General features: G+C 60.7%; 18 protein-coding genes. 12 read left to right on the forward strand and 6 right to left on the reverse strand.

Annotated elements, in window-relative coordinates:
• Positions 1 to 8: 8 nt before the first annotated feature.
• Positions 9 to 1,328 (reverse strand): glycosyltransferase family 4 protein, encoded by a 1,320-nt coding sequence (locus MOV75_RS00745; RefSeq protein ID WP_246916378.1) that lies wholly within the window; start codon positions 1,326 to 1,328, stop codon positions 9 to 11.
• 185 nt (positions 1,329 to 1,513) lie between these two features.
• Between MOV75_RS00745 and MOV75_RS00750 the strand changes: the two genes are divergently transcribed.
• The 9 genes from MOV75_RS00750 (at position 1,514) to MOV75_RS00790 (ending at position 15,093) form a co-directional block, all read left to right on the forward strand.
• Entirely contained in the window at positions 1,514 to 3,055 is a 1,542-nt protein-coding gene (locus MOV75_RS00750) for a bifunctional 2-polyprenyl-6-hydroxyphenol methylase/3-demethylubiquinol 3-O-methyltransferase UbiG (RefSeq protein WP_247004509.1), read from the forward strand.
• A gap of 68 nt (positions 3,056 to 3,123) precedes the next feature.
• A complete protein-coding gene (locus MOV75_RS00755; protein WP_246916374.1) occupies positions 3,124 to 4,308 on the forward strand; it encodes an acyltransferase in 1,185 nt (394 codons plus the stop codon).
• An 84-nt stretch (positions 4,309 to 4,392) separates the two neighbouring features.
• The gene (locus MOV75_RS00760) at positions 4,393 to 5,430 is read left to right on the forward strand and encodes a glycosyltransferase family 2 protein (protein WP_246916371.1); all 1,038 of its coding nucleotides are present in this window, start codon (positions 4,393 to 4,395) and stop codon (positions 5,428 to 5,430) included.
• Complete coding sequence (locus tag MOV75_RS00765; RefSeq protein ID WP_246916369.1) at positions 5,427 to 6,386, forward strand: right-handed parallel beta-helix repeat-containing protein; 960 nt, start codon at positions 5,427 to 5,429, stop codon at positions 6,384 to 6,386. Before MOV75_RS00760 ends, MOV75_RS00765 begins: the two co-directional genes overlap by 4 nt.
• 79 nt (positions 6,387 to 6,465) lie before the next feature.
• On the forward strand, positions 6,466 to 7,761 hold the full coding sequence (locus tag MOV75_RS00770; RefSeq protein ID WP_246916367.1) for an O-antigen ligase: 1,296 nt from the start codon (positions 6,466 to 6,468) through the stop codon (positions 7,759 to 7,761).
• Positions 7,748 to 8,515, forward strand: a complete 768-nt coding sequence (locus MOV75_RS00775; RefSeq protein ID WP_246916365.1) for a methyltransferase domain-containing protein — start codon at positions 7,748 to 7,750, stop codon at positions 8,513 to 8,515. The genes MOV75_RS00770 and MOV75_RS00775 overlap by 14 nt, the downstream gene beginning before the upstream one ends.
• A gap of 725 nt (positions 8,516 to 9,240) precedes the next feature.
• Positions 9,241 to 11,754: an Ig-like domain-containing protein gene (locus tag MOV75_RS00780; RefSeq protein ID WP_247004513.1), complete on the forward strand. Its 2,514-nt coding sequence runs from the start codon at positions 9,241 to 9,243 to the stop codon at positions 11,752 to 11,754.
• A 94-nt stretch (positions 11,755 to 11,848) separates the two neighbouring features.
• The gene (locus MOV75_RS00785) at positions 11,849 to 13,783 is read left to right on the forward strand and encodes a type I secretion system permease/ATPase (protein WP_246916361.1); all 1,935 of its coding nucleotides are present in this window, start codon (positions 11,849 to 11,851) and stop codon (positions 13,781 to 13,783) included.
• Positions 13,780 to 15,093, forward strand: a complete 1,314-nt coding sequence (locus MOV75_RS00790; RefSeq protein ID WP_246916359.1) for an HlyD family type I secretion periplasmic adaptor subunit — start codon at positions 13,780 to 13,782, stop codon at positions 15,091 to 15,093. The genes MOV75_RS00785 and MOV75_RS00790 overlap by 4 nt, the downstream gene beginning before the upstream one ends.
• Positions 15,094 to 15,160: 67 nt before the next feature.
• Here the strand turns inward: MOV75_RS00790 and MOV75_RS00795 are convergent, their stop codons facing one another.
• The gene (locus MOV75_RS00795) at positions 15,161 to 15,370 is read right to left on the reverse strand and encodes a hypothetical protein (RefSeq protein WP_247004515.1); all 210 of its coding nucleotides are present in this window, start codon (positions 15,368 to 15,370) and stop codon (positions 15,161 to 15,163) included.
• Positions 15,371 to 15,761: 391 nt separating this feature from the next.
• On the opposite strand from MOV75_RS00795, the gene MOV75_RS00800 reads away from it, so the two are divergent.
• A complete protein-coding gene (locus MOV75_RS00800; protein WP_309486919.1) occupies positions 15,762 to 16,358 on the forward strand; it encodes a transglutaminase-like cysteine peptidase in 597 nt (198 codons plus the stop codon).
• A 48-nt stretch (positions 16,359 to 16,406) separates the two neighbouring features.
• On the opposite strand, the gene MOV75_RS00805 is transcribed toward MOV75_RS00800, so the two are convergent.
• From MOV75_RS00805 to MOV75_RS00815, 3 genes are read right to left on the reverse strand one after another with little or no spacing between them, the layout of a single operon-like run.
• The gene (locus tag MOV75_RS00805) at positions 16,407 to 17,408 is read right to left on the reverse strand and encodes a methionyl-tRNA formyltransferase (protein WP_247004517.1); all 1,002 of its coding nucleotides are present in this window, start codon (positions 17,406 to 17,408) and stop codon (positions 16,407 to 16,409) included.
• Positions 17,405 to 18,475 carry a hypothetical protein gene (locus MOV75_RS00810; protein WP_247004519.1) on the reverse strand — a complete coding sequence of 357 codons (1,071 nt, stop codon included), beginning with the start codon at positions 18,473 to 18,475 and terminating at the stop codon, positions 17,405 to 17,407. The genes MOV75_RS00805 and MOV75_RS00810 overlap by 4 nt, the downstream gene beginning before the upstream one ends.
• Before the next feature lie 37 nt (positions 18,476 to 18,512).
• Positions 18,513 to 19,394, reverse strand: coding sequence for a 2OG-Fe(II) oxygenase (locus MOV75_RS00815; protein WP_247004521.1), 882 nt, complete (start codon positions 19,392 to 19,394; stop codon positions 18,513 to 18,515).
• 240 nt (positions 19,395 to 19,634) lie between these two features.
• Here MOV75_RS00815 and MOV75_RS00820 point away from each other — a divergent pair, with 240 nt between their 5' ends.
• Positions 19,635 to 19,856, forward strand: a complete 222-nt coding sequence (locus tag MOV75_RS00820; RefSeq protein ID WP_246916351.1) for a hypothetical protein — start codon at positions 19,635 to 19,637, stop codon at positions 19,854 to 19,856.
• A gap of 38 nt (positions 19,857 to 19,894) precedes the next feature.
• Here the strand turns inward: MOV75_RS00820 and MOV75_RS00825 are convergent, their stop codons facing one another.
• Positions 19,895 to 20,239 carry an H-NS family nucleoid-associated regulatory protein gene (locus tag MOV75_RS00825; protein ID WP_246916349.1) on the reverse strand — a complete coding sequence of 115 codons (345 nt, stop codon included), beginning with the start codon at positions 20,237 to 20,239 and terminating at the stop codon, positions 19,895 to 19,897.
• Between the two features lie 949 nt (positions 20,240 to 21,188).
• Between MOV75_RS00825 and MOV75_RS00830 the strand changes: the two genes are divergently transcribed.
• On the forward strand, positions 21,189 to 21,875 hold the full coding sequence (locus MOV75_RS00830; protein WP_246916348.1) for a response regulator transcription factor: 687 nt from the start codon (positions 21,189 to 21,191) through the stop codon (positions 21,873 to 21,875).
• The last annotated feature ends 317 nt before the right edge of the window (positions 21,876 to 22,192 follow it).

Consider the following 22,192-nt stretch of genomic DNA (forward strand, 5'->3'; position numbering starts at 1 on the left):
GTGGCGAGTCAAGAATCGGTTTGTCGGGATATCTTTTGAGCCGGATCTGGCGCGACTCTGTCTGATCGAGGGGCGTTCGCCTTTGCGGACAGCACCGCGGAGATTCGCGCCCGATCGTTGTCGTCTTCGGCGGAAGCCAAACCCATCCAGCGCTGGTATTTCCTCTGCACCTTATAGTTGGCAAGGCTGGCCGCGCATCGTCCGGCATCTGCCAATCGCTGGCTGGCTGAGGGCTTGCTGCGCAGGGCATGCAGATAGGTTTGCTCTATCGTTTTCGCCGCGTGCGCGAGGCTGAAGCGATGCTCCACCAGTCGCCGGCCGAATCCGCCAAGCTCCTGACGGAGGCGCGCAGAGGCGAGAATGGCCTCGAGAGCCGACCGAAGTGCACCGGCACCCGCGCCACGCGAGCCCTTGCCCAAACCATACCAGCCCTGTTGCAAGAAGGTCGGCGCGCTCTCGGGCGTCAACAGCTCACTGAACCCGTCCTCGCCTATCACTACTAGCGGCTTGCCAAAGGCCATCCCGCGCAGCGCCGAACCGCCCTGGCCAATGATGACGTCCGCGGCAGCATAGCCAGGGCGCGGATCGGACATCTCGCCTACCAATATGACGGCGTTCCGGCCGACGAGCGAGTTGGTCCTGGCCGCCCGCGCTTCGACACTCGGTCGCGCCGGTCCATCACCAATGATCAGCAGCCGCACTGGCGGACCGTCGAGCGCTATTCCGCCGACGGCATCGCACGCGGATAGCAGACCCTCCAGTTTAAGGTTCGGCACAAGCCGACAGACCATCGCAATGACGACCTCGTCCGGACCAATATTCTGCGCCGCGCGAAAGTTCGCGCCGTCGACGAGGGGATGGTCGGACTTCGTATCGACTGGCGGCTCGAGCAAGGTAACATCCTGATGTCCTGCAGCGATCGCGGCGCGACGGATCATCTCCGTGCCAACGGTCAGAGGAACGCGGCGCGGCAGGAACCTGGGGACCGACATCGACATGACCGTTCCCACCACGGCAGCCCTGGTCGATAGCCCAACGCTCAGAAAAGCTTCGACAATGGGGGGCCATTCATGACCGTGCACCACGTCAATCGCTCCTTCGTCAACGATGCTTCGGAGCATCTGGCTGACGCGAGGCGAGGGCCGGGCCCGATGCCGGGGAATTTCAATGTGCCTGAGGCCGGTTTCCCTTACTCTGTCCAGAAGAGGGCCAGTCTCTGCCGCCACGATGACCTCATGACCGAGGTCTCGAACCGCCTCGGCGAGCTGGACTGCGTTGAGCTGCGACCCTCCCAGTTCCATGGAATGGGGATAGACCAGCACCTTCATGCGATGGGATTCTCCGGGTGTCGCGCCAAATGCCGAGAACAACCCGACATCTGCTCGGAACCATATCGCGATATAATCCAAATTTAAATAATAATAAATATCGACTAATCCATATCTGGATATATACTCTATGGCGTATTTAAACGCGAGGTCCGCATAATGACCCTCTCTGGGATCCCGATGCGATGAACGAGCATGCTGCCCGGCATGTGACGCACCAAGACCGCCGTCGCCTGCCTCGCGTACTGGTCGCGATTGCAAGCCATGGAACCTCGAATGACCGGTATCTCGAGCGGGTCATACGGGAATACGGGGCGATGTCCCTCGTTATTGATATCGTCGTGTTGTCGAATATCGACAAGCGCGCGACAACCGGGGTGGAATGTATTGTTGGCCTGCCCGCCAGGAACCCGTGGTCCCTGCCGTTCGCGCACAAGAATCTGTTCGCGCAACGTCGTGACCAATACGATCTGTTCATCTACTCGGAAGACGACATTCTGATCACCGAGAGGAACATCCGCGCCTGGCTGGAGGTAACGTCGTTTCTATCTCCTGACGAAGTTGCTGGGTTTCTGCGGGTCGAATTCGGCGAAGACGGCGAGCGCAACTATCCTGATATTCACGCGCACTTTCACTGGGATCCCTCATCGGTCAGGCGGCGCGGCGACTATATTCTGGCGCATTTCACCAACGAGCACGCCGCCTGTTTCGTCCTTACCCGGGAGCAGCTAGCCAAGGCCCTGCATTCGGGCCGCTTCGATGTGGCTCCGCACCAGGGCAAGTATGATCTGGCCTGTACGGCCGCGACGGATCCATACACCCAATGTGGTTTGAGGAAGCTGGTGCCAATCTCGCACCTGGAGGACTTCACCGTGCATCACCTCACCAACCGGTACGTCGGCCGGATGGGGATCGGGGAAGAAGAACTCGGCAGGCAAAAGGCGATTCTGCTGCAAATCGCGGCTGGCCGCTGCTCGCCCTACTCGTTGCTTCCAACGGAGACGCGTCTTCGCCGCGCGGGTTTTTCCAAGGACTATTACGAACCTGAATCCGAGGCAACGATCGCGCTCGTGCCGGCATCGGCGCGCAGCGTGCTTTCGATCGGTTGTGGTTCCGGCAAGACCGAGAAGCGGCTGCAGGCGCGAGGTCTGCACGTCACGGCGATTCCGCTCGATCCGGTGATTGCAGCCGGCCCCGCCGGGGACGGGATCGAGATGATCTACGCCGATCTGGACAGTATCGGCCCCAATCGCGACACCTACGACTGCGTTCTATGTCTCAACCTGTTGCACCTCGCTCCGGATCCGCGAAAGCTGCTTCTAAGGCTGCGATCGTTCATGCACGAGCGGTCGATAGCAGTGATCCAGATGCCCAACACGATGTCCCCCAGGGGTGTTCGGTCGTATCTCAGGGCGAGTCTCCAGTCCAGGCGCTCCAGCGGCTACGAGGCTGCGGGCGTTCATTTCGCTTCGGCGCGCAAGCTGGCGAGTTGGTGCGTCGAGTCAGGCCTGCGAATCGAAGCGATGTTCGGGGTTCCGGCGGACCATGGCGACGGACTGTTTGGCATGACCTCCCGGTTGAGCGAGCGCGCGCCGAGGCTTCTTTCGCTCGGGCTTTCGGCCTCGATTATCGTGACCGTCTCCGGAGGAAAACCACGCGATGACAGGATAGCCGAATTGGCCTCATATGAATCAGATGGCCCGGCCGTCGAGGTCCGTTCCTGTTAATATGGGCGCCGTATTTAATTGCCTTTAGAATTTAATATTATATAATCGTGAGCTGTCAGAAAGATCATTTGCGTGAGAAATCGATGATTTCAACCGGGGCGACGACGATCGGCGATCGGCTTTCCGTCCTTTCGGCCAGAGGCCCCGGTTTTGATCAGATCCGGCTTGTGGCCGCACTCATGGTGGTCGCTCACCATGCCTGGTGGGGAGTCAACGACATCCTCTATCGGTTCAGCGGCGGGTTCATCCAGTTCGGCCTGTTTGCAGTCGTTATTTTCTTCTGCGTCAGCGGTTTCCTGCTGGCACCCGGCTTGGCTCGGTCCGGCGATCTCGTCCGGTTCGGCGTAAATAGAGCGTTGCGTATCCTGCCCGCACTGTTCGTCGTGGTCATCGCGTCGATGTTTGTGTTGGGTCCGGCCCTGACGACATATTCGCTAGCCGACTATTTCGGCAGCGCCCAGCTCTACCTGTATCTGAAGAACGCCGTCACGCTGATGTCGCACTACCTGCCGGGCGTGGTGCGGCACGGACACGAAGTACAGGTCAATGGACCGCTATGGACGCTCAATATCGAAGTCTGGTCCTATGCGGTGCTGGCGGCGATGAGCGTGGCGGGCTTTCTCCGCCGACGTACGCTGACGATCATCAGTTTCGCACTGGTCTACCTCGCCTATGTTGGGCTGGCGCTCTTGCCATCGCTGCATGCGGCCTGTCCGCAGCGGCTTTTGGATTTCATCGGTCTCTTCGTCTACTTCATCGCGGGCACGACCCTCTACCTCTACCGTGAAAGTATCCCGTTCTCCGGAATCGGGGCCACCGTCGCCGTAGGGGGCGCGCTGATCGGTCTTGCGGGCGGGGTGGGGGCGGTAGCGCTGCCGCTGTGTGTACCCTACGTCGTGGTTTACCTCGGGCTCTCCGAGGTCGCCAGTCGAGTGCCGCTCAAGCACGATCTGTCCTATGGCGTATACCTGATCCATTCGCCGGTCATCCTGGCGTTCCTGACGCTGTTCGATCTCACGACCGGTTGGCCGCTGGCCTTGCTGGCGGGATCGGTAACTCTCGTTCTTGCATATGCCTCCTGGCGATTTGTCGAAGCGCCGGCGCTCAAGCAAAAGGCGTGGGTTTCGCGTTGGGTGTCGTTGCACATTCCGCGCCTAGGCAGCGGGCGAGGCGTCCAGAGTGAGGCTGCCGCGCGCTGTCATGAGCCGAGCAAAAATCTGACAGGGACAATCGAGGCCGGCGCAGCGGAATGACACGACACCAACACCGGAGCTGAGGTTCGAGGGTGATAGCGCCACGAGCGGGGCGGCAGTTTCGTCGAAAGGAGCAGAGCTGGTATGAGGAACGCCTACCATGATGACAAACGTCCGGACCCGGATCGGCAGCTGGATCTCTCCATCATTGTCGTGAGCTACAATACTCGCGAGATGACGCTCGACTGTCTGGCATCGATCGCCGCGGAGACAATCGGGACGAGATATGAGGTCATCGTCGTCGACAACAACTCCTCCGACCAGTCAGCTGCCGAAATTGCCCGTCAATTCCCCAACGTCCGTCTGATTGCGCTAGACAACAATATCGGCTTTGCGGCCGCCAACAATCTGGCCGCAAAACGGGCGCACGGCCGCCGATTGCTCCTGCTCAATCCAGACACCATCATACTCGATTGCGCGATCGATCGTCTCCTGGAATTCGCCGACGCAAATCCGTCCTTTCACGTCTGGGGCGGACGCACCGTCTTTCCGGACGGCAGCCTCAATCGCACCTCGTGCTTCCGAAAAATCAGTTTGTGGAATTTGTCGTGTTTCGCCCTGGGGCTCACCTATTTCGGTCGTCGCAATCCGATTTTCAATTCCGAGGCCTATGGCGGATGGGACCGAGATACCGCGCGGCACGTCGACATCGTTACGGGTTGTTTTCTGCTGATCGACCAGCTGCTGTGGGAGAGGCTCGGCGGGTTCGACCCGACGTTCTTCATGTACGGGGAGGAGGCCGACCTTTGCCATCGCGCACGATCGCTCGGTGCGCGGCCCGCGGTCACGCCTGAGGCCACCATCGTCCACTATGGCGGGGCATCGGACGTCGTGCCCGTCGACAAGAGGGTGAAGGTGTTCAAGGGAAGGGTCACCTTGATCAACCGGCATTTTGGCTGGCCGGCGCGAACGATCGGGCAGGTGCTGCACCTGATCGTGCCGCTCACACGCTGGTGCGGTTACGGCATGGCAGCCGCCCTGGCGCGGAACGTCGAATGGCAAAAGAATGCGGCGTACTGGGAAGCCGTCTGGAAGCGCCGGCGAGAGTGGGTCGGCGGTTACGAGGCGCAGAGGATCGGGCCGGCTGAGGCGTCGGGCTGTTTCCAGCGAGAAGAGCGATGAGATCAGATGGCGTCGCGGAACGCGCGCGGAGATGGCGAAGAGCCGGCAGCCTTGCGCTTGGCCGCAAGCACCGCTGGGGCGGAATTGTGCTCGACGCCGTCCGTGTCGCGGCTGCGGCCGCAGCGCTCCAAATTCCGGCGGCTGTGGCAGCGGAACCGAACAGCCCGTCCAAGCCGGCGTTCGCCTCCCAATGGCCCGACGCAAGCAACACGGGGCCGCCTCGTGATCTCGCGCTGAAGCCATCCGGACCGCTTGCGATTGCCGTGGCCGGCACGACGATTTCGGGATTGGACATTCAGGGCGGCGTCGTCGTCAACGCCGACAACGTAACTATCGAGATGTCCCGCATCTCGGGTAGCGTCTGGGCGGTTATCAGGATTGATCCGCATCGGACGGGTGTCGTCGTCAGGGATTGCACGATCGACGGCCAGGGTGCCGGCCCCGATGGAAATGGCAACCAGGGCATCATGGGACAGGGCACGTTCCAGCGCAACAACATCTCCAACGTCGAAAACGGTATCGTGCTGACCGGCAAGGGCAATCTGATCGAAGACAACTTTATTCACGATCTCAACGCCGGTGGGGCGCCTCACTACGATGGCGTCCAGATCGATGGCGGCATCTCGGACACGGTCATCCGGCACAACACGATCATCAATTCTCACGGCGCGGCCGGCGCCATCATGATCGACAACGAGTTTGGCCCGGTCTCCAACATCGTCATCGAAGGCAATCTTCTCGCTGGCGGCAGTTACACGATCTATTCGGACGCGAAGTTCAACGATAATCCGATCTCGGGCGTGTCGATCACCGGCAACCACATCGGTTCCGGACAGTATGGGCCCACCCTGTTTCGGAAAAACCAGCCCATCTATCTTCGGAACGCGACTGACGGCTGGCGACTGGTCCGCAATCTGAACTTCGGCAGCGTCGCGACGCAGGAGGCCATCAGATGAAGCGCCGGCGTGCTTCGCACCAACTGAAACGCTTGTCGGATCCAATGGCCCGGTCCGGCCGCTCCGGGGAGATCGCCTCATGAGCTATCCTGGCGGTGCTCTCCTCGCGGGGCAGCCGCGTATTCGCCCGGCGGCGTCCGGATTCCAATCGACCATTCCCCAACGGTCCAGTCTGGTCGTCCCGCTGCTTCTGATGGGCATCGTGTTGCCGTCGGGCGTCCAGGTGCTGATCGCCGGGGCAAAGCTGACGCCGACCAGGATAAGCCTCATGATCCTGCTGTTGCCGGCGGTTGCGCGGCTATTGCAGTCGGGCCGGCGGCTCTTGTTGTCGGACGGGCTCGCGGGGACGCTTGCGCTCGCCATGGTGGCGGCGGCTGGTTATGCCGCCGGACCTCAATCGGCGTTTTCCGCTGTTGCAGAGGCGCTCGACTTTGTCGGGGCATATTTTATCGCGCGAGCCTTCATTCTGCAGCCGTCGGTGGTCCAGCAGTTCATTCGTCTGATCAAGGCATTCACGGCGATTGCGATATGCGTTGCGTTGGCGGACGTGTTGACAGGGCATTGGATCGTCCGCGAGTTCATGGCGGCAATCATGCCGCAGCCTGAAGCGTTCGTGGACGACGGCACGTCGGGCGCAGATGGAGTACGAGCAGGTCTGCGACGCGCAATATCGACATTCGATCATCCTATTCTCTATGGCGTGTTCTGTTCGCTGGCTGCTGCCATCGTGCTGTTCTCGGCGACAAGCGCCATCAAGCGGCTGTCGTGGGCGTGTCTGTGCTTTTTCGGCGGATTGCTGTCGCTATCTTCGGCCGCCGTCATGGGGATAGTCCTGGTCATGTCGAGCTACGCCTACGACCGGTTGCTGTGTCGCTTCCCTTGGCGATGGCATCTCCTTTGGACCGGGGCGGGCGCGTTCCTGGTGGCCATCACCGTTATGACAAACAACCCTCTCAGCTGGCTGCTGTCACACGCAACCCTGGAGCCTCAAACCGGCTTCTATCGCCTCATGATCTGGGACGCCGTCTCGGCGCAGGTCTGGCAGTCGCCGCTCACGGGAGCCGGATTCGTGACGTTTGGCTATTATCTACTCGACCGTACCGTCGACAGCGTGTGGCTCGTCACGAGCCTTCATTACGGTGTACCGGTCACCATCCTGCTGATCGCTTTGAATCTCTCGGCGGTATTGCCTGTGCCCGGGCGTCGTCCAACCGAGATTCAGACGGGATTTACGATCGCCTGCATGGTCTTCCTGTTCACGGGTTTGACGGTCCATTTCTGGAATTACATGTGGACGTTTTGGGGCGTTTGCATCGGTGTGCGTGCTTCGCTCAGGGAATGGCAGATGTTGGGAGCGCAAGATGAGCAATTTTGACGTGGCATCATCGTCGATTGGGGGCATCAAGGGTCGTTTGCGACCTTATGTCTGGTCATTGCGCAGCGGGCTTCGGACGATCCGTTTCCTGTTCGGGCGATTTGAGAGAACCTGTTCAGTATGTGGATATCGAGGCCGCTTCTTCGCGTACGCAAATCCGCTGGCGTTGGGGATCAACTTCGATTCGCTCTGTCCGAATTGCCTATCGCACGAGCGGCACCGCTTGTTGGCGCTTTGCGACGCCGAGCAGAGCCTGTTTACGGGGAAGGATATCCTTCACTTCGCGCCAGAAAAGGGGCTCACGGACTATATCAAGGCGAGAACGCCGCGCAGTTACGTCACCTGCGAGTTCGGAGGCAAAGGCGCTGATCTCGACATCAATATCGAAAACATAGACCTCGAAAATGACAGGTTCGATTTGATCATATGCTGCCATATCCTAGAGCACGTGAACGATCGCCTGGCCATGCCCGAGCTCTTTCGGATCTTGCGCAAAGGTGGGACGCTGATCGCCATGATCCCGCTTATTGAGGGGTGGCAGGAAACGTTCGAGGATCGATCGAGGCAAAAAACAGAAGAAGATCGGATACTGTATTTCAACCAGCATGACCACGTCCGCTTCTTCGGTCGTGATTTCCGGCGTCGGCTCGAGCGAACGGGCTTCGTCGTCGACGAATATACGGCGGTCGAGCCGCGAGTCGCGCAATATGGGCTCATCCGCGGTGAGAAAGTCTTTTTGTGCCGGAAGACTTAGACGAAGCTGCTTTGACGTTGCCCGGCGAAATCAGGCTGCCCCGCTTTGTCACCGAAGCCCATTCACCACGTCATCCTGCATCGTGTCTTGCGCCGCCGGTAGGCGCGCATCTCGGCTAACGGAGCAGCACGGCAAATTCGAGCCGACTGTCGCGCCGCAGATTGCTGCAGAGACATTCCGCGCGTCGCATTTAATAATGCGCATTCATTGCTTGTTTATACATCCATTGGTTTATTTAATGTGCGCCGACGTTGGGCGGAGTCGGCCTTGAAGCCGCTACGACCGTTGCGACCGACGAGCGTGAAAGAATTTTTCTGTGAAGTGTGGCGCGCGCATGTTTTGCCGTCGTCTGATCGCCGCTAGAACGAAATCGCTTTTAATTTCCGTAACGTAGATTTCCGCGCTGTATTTCCGAAATAAGGAATCTGGCGGCGCTTGCGGCGAAATAACCTTAGCGGAGCCGTGGTGTTGTCAAAAAAAGGCCGTCTGCAGACGACCATTAACGCCGCGCAAGCACGGCACCTGACGTATCTCGATCTCGATTAAATCGAGGCTGCAAACTCGCAATAAGCGCTGGTGTCAATTAACGGGGATAATGCAGAGAAGACGGAGAGACTGTTTTGGCAACGACAACGAACGCATGGCCTGACGCGACGAACACCGGGGTGCCGGCGGGGGTAACCCTCACTCCTTCGGGAGATGTGATCATCACGCAGGCGGGAGCGGTGGTTTCCGGACTCAACATCACCGGCAGCGTCTACATCCGGGCGGACAATGTGACTCTTGAGAATTGCAAGATCACATCCGGCGGTTGGGCTGGAGTGACCATTGATTCCGGAGTTAAGGGCGCAGTCGTCCAGAATTGCACCATCGATGGCACCGGCCGTGCACCGGATGGCACTGGCAATCAGGGCATCATGGGAAGCGGCACGTTCATCGGGAACAACATCTTCAACGTGGAGAATGGCATCGTTCCGGGGAGCAACTCCGTTATCCAGGGCAACTACATCCACGATCTCCATGCAGGCGGATCGCCTCACTATGACGGCATCCAGATCGACGGAGGCCTTTCCAACATTCAGATCAGCGGCAACTCGATCATTAATCAGTGGGGGTGGACCTCGGCGGTCATGATCGACAACGACTTCGGGCCGGTCTCGAATGTCACTGTCACCAATAACCTGCTCACCGGTGGCGCCTACACCGTATACGCTGACTCCAACCTGGGCACTGCGTCGATTACCGGGGTGTCGTTCACCAACAATCACATGGGTGGCGCGCAATACGGTGACGCGTTGATCCGGGGGAATAACTCGGTGTTCTCGGGCAACTACACCGACGGCGCGGCGCTGGCATCGGCGCTCAATACGTCGGCAAATAGCGGTACCACGACCTCGCCGACCCCGGCTCCGGCCCCGGCCCCGGGCGCACCCGTCATCGCGTCGTGGTCGCCCGACACCGGTGTGGCGGGAGATGGAAACACCAACGCAAGCCAGATCACCTTGCACGGTACCGCCGCGGCTGGCAGCACCGTGAAGGTCTATGACGGCTCGACACAGATCGGTGCGGCGACTGCGACTTCGACCGGAACCTGGGACTACATCACCAAGGTCTTGACCGACGCGAAGCACACGTTGACGGCGACCGCGACCAACTCGTCGGGCCAGACCAGCGTGGCGTCGGCTGCGGTGGCTGTCACCGTCGACACCAAGGCGCCAGCTGCGCCGACGATCGCGAGCGACACCGTCAACTCGGCTAATCAGGTCGTTCTGTCGGGGGCCGCTGAAGCGAACAGCGCGATCAAGGTGTTCGACGGAACGAATCAGGTCGGGACTGCGACAACCAACTCGAGCGGTGCGTGGAGCGTCACGACGTCTGCGCTGTCGGGCGGTTCGCACGTCCTGACGGCAAAGGCGACCGACGCTGCCGGCAACGTCAGCGCTGCGTCGACGGCTGTAGATCCGGTCATTGGCTCTGGAACGACGACGGGCTCCGCCGGTTCGGGCACGTCCGGTTCGAGTTCGTCCGGTACGGGCACCTCCGGCACGGGCACCTCCGGCACGGGCACATCCGGTACAGGGACGTCGGGTACGGGCACATCGACCCCGACACCGCCCGCTGCGCCGAAGATCGCCTCGTTCTCCAGCGATACCGGCACCGCCGGTGATCACATCACGAGCGACAAAACGGTGACCCTGGGCGGGACTGCAGCTGCCAACAGCACGGTCAAAGTGCTCGACGGCACGACCCAGCTCGGCACCGCCACGGCGGATGCGAACGGAGCGTGGCACTACACGACCGTCGCACTGCCTGACGGCAAGCACAGCTTCACCGCGACCGACACGGTCTCTGGCGTCACCAGCAAGGCATCGACTGCGTTGGATGTCACGGTGGATAGCGCTGCCCCCGATGCTCCCGTCCTGTTGAGCGATCCGACCACGCATAACCGGGCAACGGTATCCGGTACGGCGGAGGCTGGGAGCTCGATCAAGCTCTATGAGGGCACGACCCTGCTCGGCTCGACGACCGTTGCAAGTGACGGCGACTGGAGTGTGACGACCCCGAATCTCAAGCACGGGTTCCACACCTTCACCGCGACCGCCACCGACGCGGCCGGCAACACCAGCGCCTTGTCGCAGCCGATCGATCCGCCGATTGGCTCGCATGGCGGCACCAAGGATGCCTCAACCGTCGAAGTTACCAATGTGCGCTCGCACTTGGATCACACCGCGACGATCAAGGGCACGGCCGATCCCAACAGCGAGATCAAGCTGTATGACGGCACGACCTCGGTCGGTTCGGCCACGACAGGTGCCGACGGCAAGTGGAGCTTTCAGACCTCCGACCTGTCGGGCAAGTCCCACGCCTTTACCGCGGAGCAGGTCGACACCACAGGCCACGTGGTCGGAACCAGCTCGGGCGAGGCGATCATCGGGTCGGGCCGCAGCAACACGCTGACCGGCACCACCGGCAACGATGTCATGGTGGGCAAAGCGGGTGCGGATACGTTCTCGTTTGCGTCGAACTTCGGCCAGGACGTCATCAAGGACTTCGCTGCCCGTGGACCTGCTCACGACACGATCGAGTTCAGCAAGAGCGTGTTCGACAGCTTTGCGAGCGTTCTCTCCCACGCGGCCCAATCAGGCCACGACGTCGTCATCGCGACGGGGAGCGACACCCTCACGCTGAAGAACACGCAACTCGACAAGCTGAACAGCCACGACTTCCACTTCGCGTAAGAGACGGGTCAGCCGCACAAGCTGATACTCAACAACTGCCTCGGGGGATCGCTTGGGGATCCCCCGACAAAGGCATCATTAAAGGGCAGGTGTCATGACTGACGTTGGACGGCGGGGGGTGATCCCCCCGCCTGCGAATCTTTACCGGATCCCACTTATGCATTTGTCGGGACTATGGTCGTCCAGGCACCAATTGGCGAACGATGCCGAACGGCCGACGTCGCGGCTGGTCGGCTGGGCAAGGCGCTGGGTTGACGCCCTGCGGCAGCGGGTCTTCGTCGCTCGCCTCCGACCGGCGGAGAACTATGACGAGCCGCAGTCAGAGATGTCGGCTTTCCTGCGGTCTTGCCGCCGGATTTTCTGGGCTCTCGCGGCCTTCAGCGGGATGAGCAATCTCCTCATGCTCACCGGCTCCTTCTTCATGCTGCAAGTCTATGATCGGGTGCTGCCTGGGCGCAGCATACCGACGCTGATCGCCTTGATGGTCCTGGCCGCGGTCCTCTACCTGTTTCAGGGTGGGCTCGACTTCGTCAGGAGCAGGATCAGCGCGCGGGTCGGCCGGTATTTCGATGAAAGGCTCGGCGTTCGCATATTCGACGCGCTTGTGCGCCTGCCTTTGAAGACCAGGGCCGATGGCGACGGCCTGCAGCCGGTGCGGGATCTTGATCAGGTCCGCAGCTTCCTGTCGAGCGGCGGGCCGACGGCGCTGTTCGATCTGCCGTGGATGCCGATCTATCTCGGCGTTTGCTTCCTCTTTCACTTCTGGATTGGCGTCACTGCGCTGGTCGGCGCGTTGGTGTTGATCGGCATTACCATGCTCACAGAAACCCGGACGCGGGGGCCGGCGAAGGCGTCCTCCCGCCTCGCAGTCTCGCGAACGGCACTCGCGCTCGAGGGCCGACGAAATGCGGAGGTTCTGCAGGCCATGGGCATGCGGCAACAGGCGGCGTTGCGGTGGCGCGATGTCAACGCGAAGTACCTCGCGGCTCATGAGCGGGCCAGCGATGTAGCAAACAGCCTCGGCGGCGCCTCCAAGATCTTCCGGGCAATCCTGCAGTCGCTGGTTCTTGCCGTTGGCGCAGTCCTTGTCATCAACCAGGAATCGACGGCCGGCATCATCATCGCCGGATCGATCCTCAGCGCGCGGGCCTTGGCGCCCGTCGAACTGGCCATTGCGAACTGGAAAGGGTTCGTCGCTGCGCGGCAGTCGGGACAACGGCTCGATGCTTTGCTGAAGCTTCTCCCCAGCGAGGAAGAACGGCTGGCATTGCCTCCTCCTGTTGAAGCTCTCACCGTCGAGCATCTCTGTATCGGCGCCCCGAACTCGGAGCGGCCCACCGTCAATGAAGTGTCGTTCCAACTGCGGCGCGGGCAGGCGGTTGGAATCATTGGGCCGAGCGGATCCGGCAAATCGACGCTGGCTCGCGCGCTGGTGGGGGTATGGCCGAGCATTCGAGGCCGCATACGGCTGGACAACGCCGCACTCGATCATTGGTCTTCTGACGCCCTCGGCAAGCACATCGGGTACCTGCCTCAGGACGTGGAATTGTTCGACGGCAGCGTTGCAATGAACATTGCGCGGTTCGATCCGCAGGCGACCGCCGCCGCTGTTCTGGAGGCCGCGCATGCCGCGGGCGCGCACGATCTCATCCTCTCGTTTCCGGACGGCTACGGCACGAAGATCGGCGAGGGAGGATTGGCGCTGTCGGCGGGGCAGCGGCAGCGCATCGGGCTCGCACGCGCCTTCTACGGCAAACCGTTCCTGGTCGTGCTCGACGAGCCATCCTCGAATCTCGACGCCGAGGGCGAGGAGGCGCTGACCGAGGCAATCCTGAACGTGCGCCGACGCGGCGGGATCGTCGTCGTGGTCGCCCATCGTCCGAAGGCGCTTGAAGGCGTCGATCATGTCTTGTGCCTCGGGGAAGGCAGAGTTCAGTCCTTCGGCAAGAGAGAGGAGGTCCTCAAGAAGGTCTTGCGAAATCCCGTGCCGCTCAAGGTGGTTGCGGAAGCTCAAGGAGGCAGCCGATGAACGGACAGGTGGCGCCGGCGATGCAGTCTATCCAGCGTTACATGATCGTCGGTATGATCATGTTCGGTCTGGTGACATTTGGGGTCGGCGGCTGGGCGACAACGAGCCAGTTGTCGGGCGCCGTGATCGCCCAGGGCGTGGTCGTGGTGGATTCGAGCGTCAAGAAGGTTCAGCACGCCACGGGTGGGATCGTGGGTGAGTTGCGTGTGCGCCAGGGCGATCGGGTCAATGCAGGCGACGTTTTGATCCGTCTCGACGAGACTCAGACGCTCGCCAATGCGACGATCGTCACGAACAGCATCGATGAGCTGCTCGCGCGCCAGGCTCGTCTCGAGGCCGAGCGCGATGGTGCCGAGCAGCTCGTGTTTCCCAAGGTGCTGCTCGACCGAGCCAAGGAGAGTAACTCCGAGGCTAGCCGCGCAATCACTGCGGAGCGGAAGCTGTTCGACCTTCGCCGTCAGGCAAGGAGCGGGCAGAAAGCGCAGTTGCAGGAGAAAAGCGCGCAGCTGGAGAACGAAATCAAGGGCTATACGGGGCAGACCGAGGCCAAGCAGAAGGAAGTCGAATTCATCCGCCAGGAGCTGGAGGGCGTGCGCAGCCTCTGGCAGAAGAATCTGGTGCCGATCACGCGGCTCAATTCCCTCGAGCGCGACTCCGCGCGCATCGAAGGCGAGCGCAGCCAGTTGGCCGGCATGATTGCGCAATCGAAAGGCAAGATCTCCGAAATCGGTCTCCAGATCATTCAGATCGACCAGGACCTGCGGACGGAAGTCGGCAAGGACCTGATCGAAGCGCGCTCAAAGCTCTCCGAGCTGGGCGAGCGCAAGACTGCGGCGGTCGATCAATTGCATCGGATCGATATCAGGGCGCCACAGACCGGCCGCGTCCACGAGCTTAGCGTGCACACGGTCGGCGGGGTCATCTCACCCGGCGAGCAAATCATGCTGATCGTGCCTGACGCGGACTCGCTTGCCGTCGAGGTCAAGATCGCCCCGCGCGACATCGACCAGGTCTATGTGGGGCAGACCGCGACAATGCGTTTCGCTGCGTTTAACCAGAAGACCACTCCGGAGATCGATGGAGAGGTCAGCATGGTCTCGGCAGATATCACGCAGGATCAGCGCGCCGGCACAAGTTACTACACGGGTCGCATCCTGCTGAGGCCGGAGGAGCTGGCGAAGCTCGGCTCGGCCAAGCTGCTGCCAGGAATGCCGGTCGAGGTCTTCATCAAGACGGCTGGTCGGACTGCGCTGTCGTATCTGCTCAAGCCACTGCACGATCAGGCGGAGCGTGCATTCAAGGAGCGGTGAGTCTCGGTGCAAGCCGTGAGCAGCGCTTGACGAAACGCAAGCGGGCTGGCGCCCCTACAATGGGGCGTCAGCGTTGCTGCGCCCAGCCCCGCAGTAGATCGCGCGCCCATCGACCGATCGGCCGCGGTGAGTGTCTGTCGCGCCGTGCCGAGATCACGGATTGCTCAAGCGACCGTCCGCTCAGCACGTCCATCCGCTTGGCGCGCAGGGTCATCGCGACGACGAAGCCGAGTATTGAAGCTTCAGCTCCCACAATGACGAGCAGCTCAATTGGCATATGAAGTCAGTCCTGCTGCGAGGGCTGTGTTTTGCGATTTGAGCATGGTGGGTAATTAAATCAATAAAATAATCTGCGATCGGAAAAGGTCTGTCTCGCTTTGCGGTGGCGACGCCGGTTGTCGGGGATCGCGCCTCGCACGGCTTGCAGGAAAAGGGCCAGCCTTGCCCGGTTTCTCGCTCCATTCTCGCTCCTTGTTTGCAATTGTCGCTGACGCGAATTGGCCACCGTGTTTAAACGAAATAAATAATCTTGTTTTAATCGTGTAAATTAAATATAATTATATGGATTAAATAGCGAGGTGGTGATCTGCGCGATCGGCAGCGTTGTGCCGAGGTCCGCGTCGATCGGGCATTCGCAGGAGGATCGGCAAATGCAACGGACCTCAGGCTTGGTCATCGCGGCAGCCGTCGTGATTATCTTCGGGGGCGTTCAATGGGCCGGTGCGGCATTGCTGGCCGTGCCAAGGGTCCCCCAAGCGGACCCTGCGCAGATCGAGCTGGGGCGGCCGGCTCTTCCGCCCCTCACTTACACCCTGTTTTGCCTGCGCTATGAGGCCGAATGCCGCCCGCGGCGGTTCTTTCGGGGCGGGTCGATCCGGTTGACTGAGGAGCGATGGGCGGAGCTGTGGGAGATCAATCGCAGGGTCAATCTCGCGATCGAGCCGGCCCGCAACGAGCTCGGTCTTGCGGGCGAGGCGTGGATCATCAATCCCGCTCGTGGCGATTGCAACGATTACGCGGTGAGCAAGCGTCACGAGCTGCTTCGGCGCGGCTGGCCGGCGCGCGTCCTGCTATTGAGCGAAGTCGTCGTCAGATCCGGTGAACATCATCTGGTGCTGCTCGTACGTACCGGGAGCGGCGATTTCGTGCTCGACAATCTCACGCCGCAGGTCAAGCCGTGGTCGCGGACGACCTATCGCTGGGTTCGCGTGCAAAGTCCGGGCCGCGACGGGCTCTGGGTCACGATTGGACGAGAAGGGGTGTGAAGGACTGGCGTTAATGCCTCGATCCTTCCCTGGCCAGAACGGTTGCGCTTACTCATGAGCGCACTTGATCTGCTCGAGCGAAGCGAGCCTGTCTTCAAGCGCGACGATCCGGCGAAGAAGATCAAGCCGCGACAGCCCCAGGGTAGCGCGCGTCGATCCGATGACAGAAGCGGCAGCACATGGTTGCTCGGAGTTGGGAGGAAGGGCACTGAGCATCCGCAGGACGCCGTCGCCGGTCAGCACATCCACCCAGCCTTCGGAAGTTGACCGTCCTACGATCCGGCCAGGTACGCGGCCGATATAGCAGGGAGCATCAAGCCGCGGCAACGCGTTGGTGATGATGAGCCGCTGCCCGTCCAGATGGGTGAAGGCACCGGGAAATGGCGGTGTTAAGCCGCGGATCAGCCGATCGATGGTGTCGGTAGGCTGGCGCCAGTCGATCTCTCCATCTTCCGGAACACGGGCGCAGCCATAGGAGGCATTGTCGGTATCTTGAGAGGTCCCTTGGTAGCCGGTGATCGCTCGTACGACGACCCCGCCGAGCTCACGTTCCAGAATCGCGTTGAGGCGCTCGTAGAGCGAGGTGACCGTGTCATTCGCGCCGATCGGAATGGCCTGCTGAAACAACAGATTGCCGCCATCAAGCTCCGGGATGACAAGATGAATGCTGATCCCGGCAGTCGTCTCGCCGTTGATGATTGCCCAATTGACGTTGGCGCGGCCGCGGTAATAGGGCAGAAGCGAATAGTGCACGTTGACGAAGCGACACAATGCGAGAATCTGCGGCGGGATGATCCGATCGAACGAAGAGATCACAACGGCCGCCGGGCGCACCTCTGCGATCACTTTCTGAAGCTGGTTCAAGTCCTGCATCGCCGTGACCGGGATGCCGCGATTGTTGGCAAACGACGCTAACGCGCTCGCGTCGGGCTGGTCCGGTCTCCGGAAGATCTGGGTCACGCGGCAGTGCGCAGCCAACGAGCGAAGCGCCGCGAAGCCCGTCGGCCCGTCCGCGAGGAGTACGACATCGGGCTGCGGGCGCTCCGTCATATCACCTCCGGCCATGGTACGAGCTGGGCGAAACCATCCTCTGTGACGGCACCGCCTCGGCGGACCCACTCGGCCGCGCGCAAACCGCCGGTCTGCAATCGTATGATCGGCTCGGGGCCAATCTCCGACAGCAGAATGCCCATATGGCCCTGGCCGACCGAGTGTGCAGGCCAGATCGCAAGACCATTGGCGGCCAGCACGGCTCGATCGATGTCGCCCCAGAACTGCACCACAACGGCGCCGTCGGGCGCGCATGCGGCGAGATGCGCAGCCTCCGCTTGGCCGACGCGCGGCGCGTCCGTTGGTTGCAAGGCGACGACGAAGGCGTCCCATGCGCCAGGATGAACTGCCGCAACGCTGTCGAAGGTCTTGACGTTCGCCCCCAGGCTTGCCAGCCCGGTGTGCAGCGGGGCAAGGAAGTCATTGTCGCAGAGCAAGCCGATTCTGCTGCCCAGGACCGCCAGCCCGCAATCGTGCAACTGCTTCACGGCGAGCGGGCCAAGGAATGAGAAGACGTCGATGGCGGGGTGTCGCTCGTTGACGCCGACCACCGGGATTTTGCGCCGTGCGCACGCTTCGATATCCAGGTCCTCGCGACGAAACTCCCAGGCCTCGAACATCAAGGCAATCACGGCGTCGCCGCGCAGCTGGTCGATCAGCGCAGCTGTAAGGGGACGGAGGTGGCCACTGTTGGTCACGATATCGACGCTGTGGAGCACCTCGTGGCTGATCTTTTCCAGAATCTCGATGCGGTCAGCGACGTCTAGGGGGGCCGCGATCTCGAAAGTCTCCCGTTTGACGTCGGTCACAGTCCCATGGCGGCCAGGTTTCGTGAACGCGTAGACGTGCTTGGCTCCGGCCATTGCAGCCAGGACGGGGGTCACGGCATACGCGCCAGTTGCAGCTTCGGTCAGTACAGTCATTCCCGACATGTCTAGTCCGGTTTCAGCGAGGGCGCGCTTCATCAGCATTCGCAGTCGAGCAGGCGAGAAGCCTGGCCTGCAAAGTGCGCTCGTGTCCACATCGCCAGATCGCAATTGTTTGACTGAGGTGCCGATCGCAGTCATTGATGGGTCCCGCTGTTGCTGCTGGAAGGCGCCGGCTTCATCGTGTTCTCGACCGGCGCGCTCTGGATATCCAATCGCGCGCCGCCCGGAGCACGTTGTAGAGCGGATCGGGTATGACCGCGCGCAAGTGATCCTGCCAGCTCATTCGCTCGATCCATTGATCCTCGCCGGGTCGCGCCGCCCAATACTGCACTCGGCGTTCGCCCGATGCGGCGACGCGGCGCGTCGTCGTGTAGTAATAGGATGCGACGGAAAGGCGCATTCGACCAGGGGGACAGGAGACCGGGTCCGGAAGGCCGTGGAGAGTGGCACCGTGCGTCTCCCAGAGGATCATGGTGTTGAACCGCGGGAAGATGCGGCATCCGAGCGCTGACATGTCCGCAGGCCACAGTTCGAGGCTGCCGCCGTAGGATTCGGGCCAATCCCGATTGAGATAGATGAGCAGATTGACCCGGTGGAACAGTCCGGTCGTCGGGTGAATCTCGAAATCGCGATGGATCTTCGTGAAGCCTCCTGGCGGCGTTCGATGCACTCCCGCAAATTTGTGCGTCGGATCGGATTGAAGATCGCGAACACCAGTGACTGCCGAAATGAATTCTCGGAAGTGGGCGCTATCCACCAGGCTCAGCAGATGCTGGGTGGCCGGCCCCAATCCGTCTGATACCTCCTGCTTCACCAGGCGATCGGTGTTCGTGGTAATCAGACGAGCCTCTTGGAGGGCGGTGCATTCGGCAGCGACCATGTCCAACAGCTTCTCGGGAAAGGCGTCATTGACGACAATGTGCGGCCAAGGTTTTGCGGCTGCGTATTCGGCGCGCAGGGAGTTGGCTCGGGCAAAGAGGCCGCTCAACGAGTGAAGCTGGAAATCAACATGCAAATCCGCAGACTCCGGCTGCCGTGCCTGGAGCTGGGCCTCCAAGACCGCGGCCAAATTAAATAATACTATAAATTGTCCTGGAATTAAATGTCAAAATAAAATTACGAGCTTGCGCTTGAGCTCTGCACAAATATTTCAAGTTTCATCTCCACGGGCCGCCAGCCGATGCAAGTCGGGATCGTCAGACGCGAAATTCAAATCACGTGGTTAACTTATTTAATTTGAGGGGGCGATGATTCTGCTGTACCTTGCTATTGGGCTGGATAGTAGCAGGACGAGCCGATGACCCAACTCGATACGGAAGGCGATGATCGTCGTGAATTCTTGAAGGCCTGCGGAAAATTCGCCGCTGTTACCCCTCCGACGGTGACGCTGTTGCTCTCCACCTCCTTGACCTCGGCCGCGATAGCCAGTTCGGGGGGCCATATTGTGCGTGGCAACAATGGCTTCGGCAATGGCGGCCGTGACGGCAGTCCTAACGGAAGATCGGACAGCGATCGGTAAATTCTGCGGTCCGATGGGCCGCCGCGGCGCGCCAGCGCTCAGCCGGTCCGGCGGCGTCTTTGTGCGGACGAGCGGTTGATCAGGAGATCGTTCAGCTTCTTGCCGGCGCGCAGCTGCGCTTTCAGCCAGCGCGGCTGCTTGCCGCGGCCGGACCAGGTTTCGGACGGGTTCTTCGGGTTCTGGTATTTCGGCAGCACCGGGGGGTACGGACGGCGCTGACGTTCCCCGGTCGGGGACGAAACGGCGGTCCCCTCAATCTTGCGCAGCCGCTCTTCCAGCTTGGCCTTTTCCGCGGTCATCCTGCGACTGAGAACGGTCGTGACCTCATCGTAAAGCCGCCACAGCTCGGCTGTGGTCAAGTTGGCCCAGTCACCCTTCTCCATGGAAGCCGTCCCCAGCTACTTCCGAACCGAAACAGGAGGGGCATTATCAGGTCATACCAGGGTTGGGCAAGCGTGATCCGAGCGCGCGGCGGCGCTTGTGTGCAGCGCAGTACTTGGTGCTAGCGGTTGAGACCGTGTCCCCGACCGCGCGGTCGTTTCCCAAGCGCCCTCCGTCCGGGGGGACGTCGCTTGGGCTCGAGCAATCGCTTCTCTGCTTTCAACACGCGACTACGTAAGTTCTGCAATTCGGTGAATTGAACGATGAGGGCCTTATGTGTTTGATGCAAAATCGCCGAAGAATACATGTGATCACCTACTCATTGCCAACGACGACCCGTGCCGATCATTGAAGTTGCTGAATTGGCGAATCAGCTTCAAGCGCGGTACCGAGACTTCATCGGTTACTCCAGGGGCTACGATAAACCGCAGCCTTTGTCTGTCCTTGATTACCTGCCGTTGCTTTGATGAATAGTAATACTTTTTCACACCTCTCTTCCCGATGCGAGGGCTTCACGAACAGCCTCGCCTCAGTGAAACTTCGTCGAATGTTAGATTTGAATCGTGAATGTCCCTATATATCGTTCGTAATATCCGGCTCTAACTAAGGTAGTTGGATGTCGATCATAATAATAACCCTCCCGATCGGTACGCCGACGACATTCTTGGAGTGAATTTTCAGATCGATGCTATCAAAAATTGTAGATGAAACGTTCAATATCCCCGTGGAATTTGCGGTTTCTTATTTGCCGTTGAGCACCGCATTCTTACGGTGCTGCAAGCATTCTCTGGGCGAGCTACGGTAGCGTGGCCATCGAGCGTTGCCGCTAGGTGCTGTCTCAGACCTAAGACGCGACGCTATTGACGGGGCTGACTGGTTATAGACTCGCGCGTCTCAAAAGGGGGGATTAAACGGCCGCAAGGGGGGTTGTTAGCAATAGGCAGGGGAAGCATGCGCCGTACCAGAATTGTCATCGCTGATCGACATCCGATCGTCTTGCAAGGGATTAGGAGCGTTCTTGCGGCGCAGCGTGATTTTGCGGTCGTTGCTTCTTGCAGCGATGGCGCTAGCTGTATCGAGGCAATTCGATTTCTTGCGCCGGACGTCGCGCTTGTCGATGCTGCACTGCCCGACTTCAGTCGACAGCGGATCCTCGCTCCTACAAAGGCCGTCGGCCGCCGTGCTCCGATAATCTTTTTCACCGGTATGGCGGGCGACCATGAGTTACAAAGGCTGGCCTCGGACGGCGCCTGCATCGTCCTCTCGAAGGATTCGGGTGTGGAGATGCTGGTCGCAACTTTGCGGAAAGCTGCCCGGCGCCAAGCAGCGGCCCCAAGCACCGATCACGTCAGCGAGGAGCCCCACGCCGGTGAGAAGTCCCTGACACAGCTCACTGACCGGGAGCGGCAGATCATGCGGCTGGTATCGGAGGGGCTATCGAACAAGGAGATCGGGCGTCGGTTGAATCTTGCCGACGGTACGATCAAGGTCCATCTTCATCATATCTTTCAGAAGCTGGATATCAGCAATCGTACGGTTCTTGCGGCATTGGCGATTTCGCGAAACGAGCTGCATTCAGCACCAGGTGAGTTGGATTCCCCTGATCTTTTGCGTCAGGATCCGGCCAGCGCTGATTGACCGTGTCTGGCGTTTTCAGGAGTCTGCCGAAAGGCGGTCTATGGCGCTGCGAGATGCTCAATCATGTTGCGGCAGGCCCCTTCGGCCTCGGCCAACGTTCGAAAGGGCGAGCCGCCAATCTTGATTGCGGCTTGGTTGTTGTGGAGCGGACGCCAACTCGCCAGGTAGCCCGAGCGTCCGTGGAAGCCCGGACCTCCCGGGCTTCCGAAACTGATCACGAACGAGAAGCCGTGACTGTTCGCACTCCAGATCTCCATGTCCCGGACGGACCGATAGAATTGCAGTGGCATCGCAAGGGTCCATTGTAGCCGAGCCCG

It is taken from the genome of Bradyrhizobium sp. PRIMUS42, assembly GCF_023006515.1.
Lineage (GTDB): Bacteria > Pseudomonadota > Alphaproteobacteria > Rhizobiales > Xanthobacteraceae > Bradyrhizobium.

Excerpts from the sequence above, each read along its gene's own strand:
- MOV75_RS00745 (WP_246916378.1), bottom strand. The coding sequence starts at position 1,328 with ATGAAGGTGCTGGTCTATCCCCATTCCATGGAACTGGGAGGGTCGCAG.
- MOV75_RS00750 (WP_247004509.1), top strand. The coding sequence starts at position 1,514 with ATGAACGAGCATGCTGCCCGGCATGTGACGCACCAAGACCGCCGTCGC.
- MOV75_RS00760 (WP_246916371.1), top strand. The coding sequence starts at position 4,393 with ATGAGGAACGCCTACCATGATGACAAACGTCCGGACCCGGATCGGCAG.
- MOV75_RS00765 (WP_246916369.1), top strand. The coding sequence starts at position 5,427 with ATGAGATCAGATGGCGTCGCGGAACGCGCGCGGAGATGGCGAAGAGCC.
- MOV75_RS00770 (WP_246916367.1), top strand. The coding sequence starts at position 6,466 with ATGAGCTATCCTGGCGGTGCTCTCCTCGCGGGGCAGCCGCGTATTCGC.
- MOV75_RS00775 (WP_246916365.1), top strand. The coding sequence starts at position 7,748 with ATGAGCAATTTTGACGTGGCATCATCGTCGATTGGGGGCATCAAGGGT.
- MOV75_RS00785 (WP_246916361.1), top strand. The coding sequence starts at position 11,849 with ATGACTGACGTTGGACGGCGGGGGGTGATCCCCCCGCCTGCGAATCTT.
- MOV75_RS00790 (WP_246916359.1), top strand. The coding sequence starts at position 13,780 with ATGAACGGACAGGTGGCGCCGGCGATGCAGTCTATCCAGCGTTACATG.
- MOV75_RS00795 (WP_247004515.1), bottom strand. The coding sequence starts at position 15,370 with ATGCCAATTGAGCTGCTCGTCATTGTGGGAGCTGAAGCTTCAATACTC.
- MOV75_RS00805 (WP_247004517.1), bottom strand. The coding sequence starts at position 17,408 with ATGACGGAGCGCCCGCAGCCCGATGTCGTACTCCTCGCGGACGGGCCG.
- MOV75_RS00810 (WP_247004519.1), bottom strand. The coding sequence starts at position 18,475 with ATGACTGCGATCGGCACCTCAGTCAAACAATTGCGATCTGGCGATGTG.
- MOV75_RS00820 (WP_246916351.1), top strand. The coding sequence starts at position 19,635 with ATGACCCAACTCGATACGGAAGGCGATGATCGTCGTGAATTCTTGAAG.
- MOV75_RS00825 (WP_246916349.1), bottom strand. The coding sequence starts at position 20,239 with ATGGAGAAGGGTGACTGGGCCAACTTGACCACAGCCGAGCTGTGGCGG.
- MOV75_RS00830 (WP_246916348.1), top strand. The coding sequence starts at position 21,189 with ATGCGCCGTACCAGAATTGTCATCGCTGATCGACATCCGATCGTCTTG.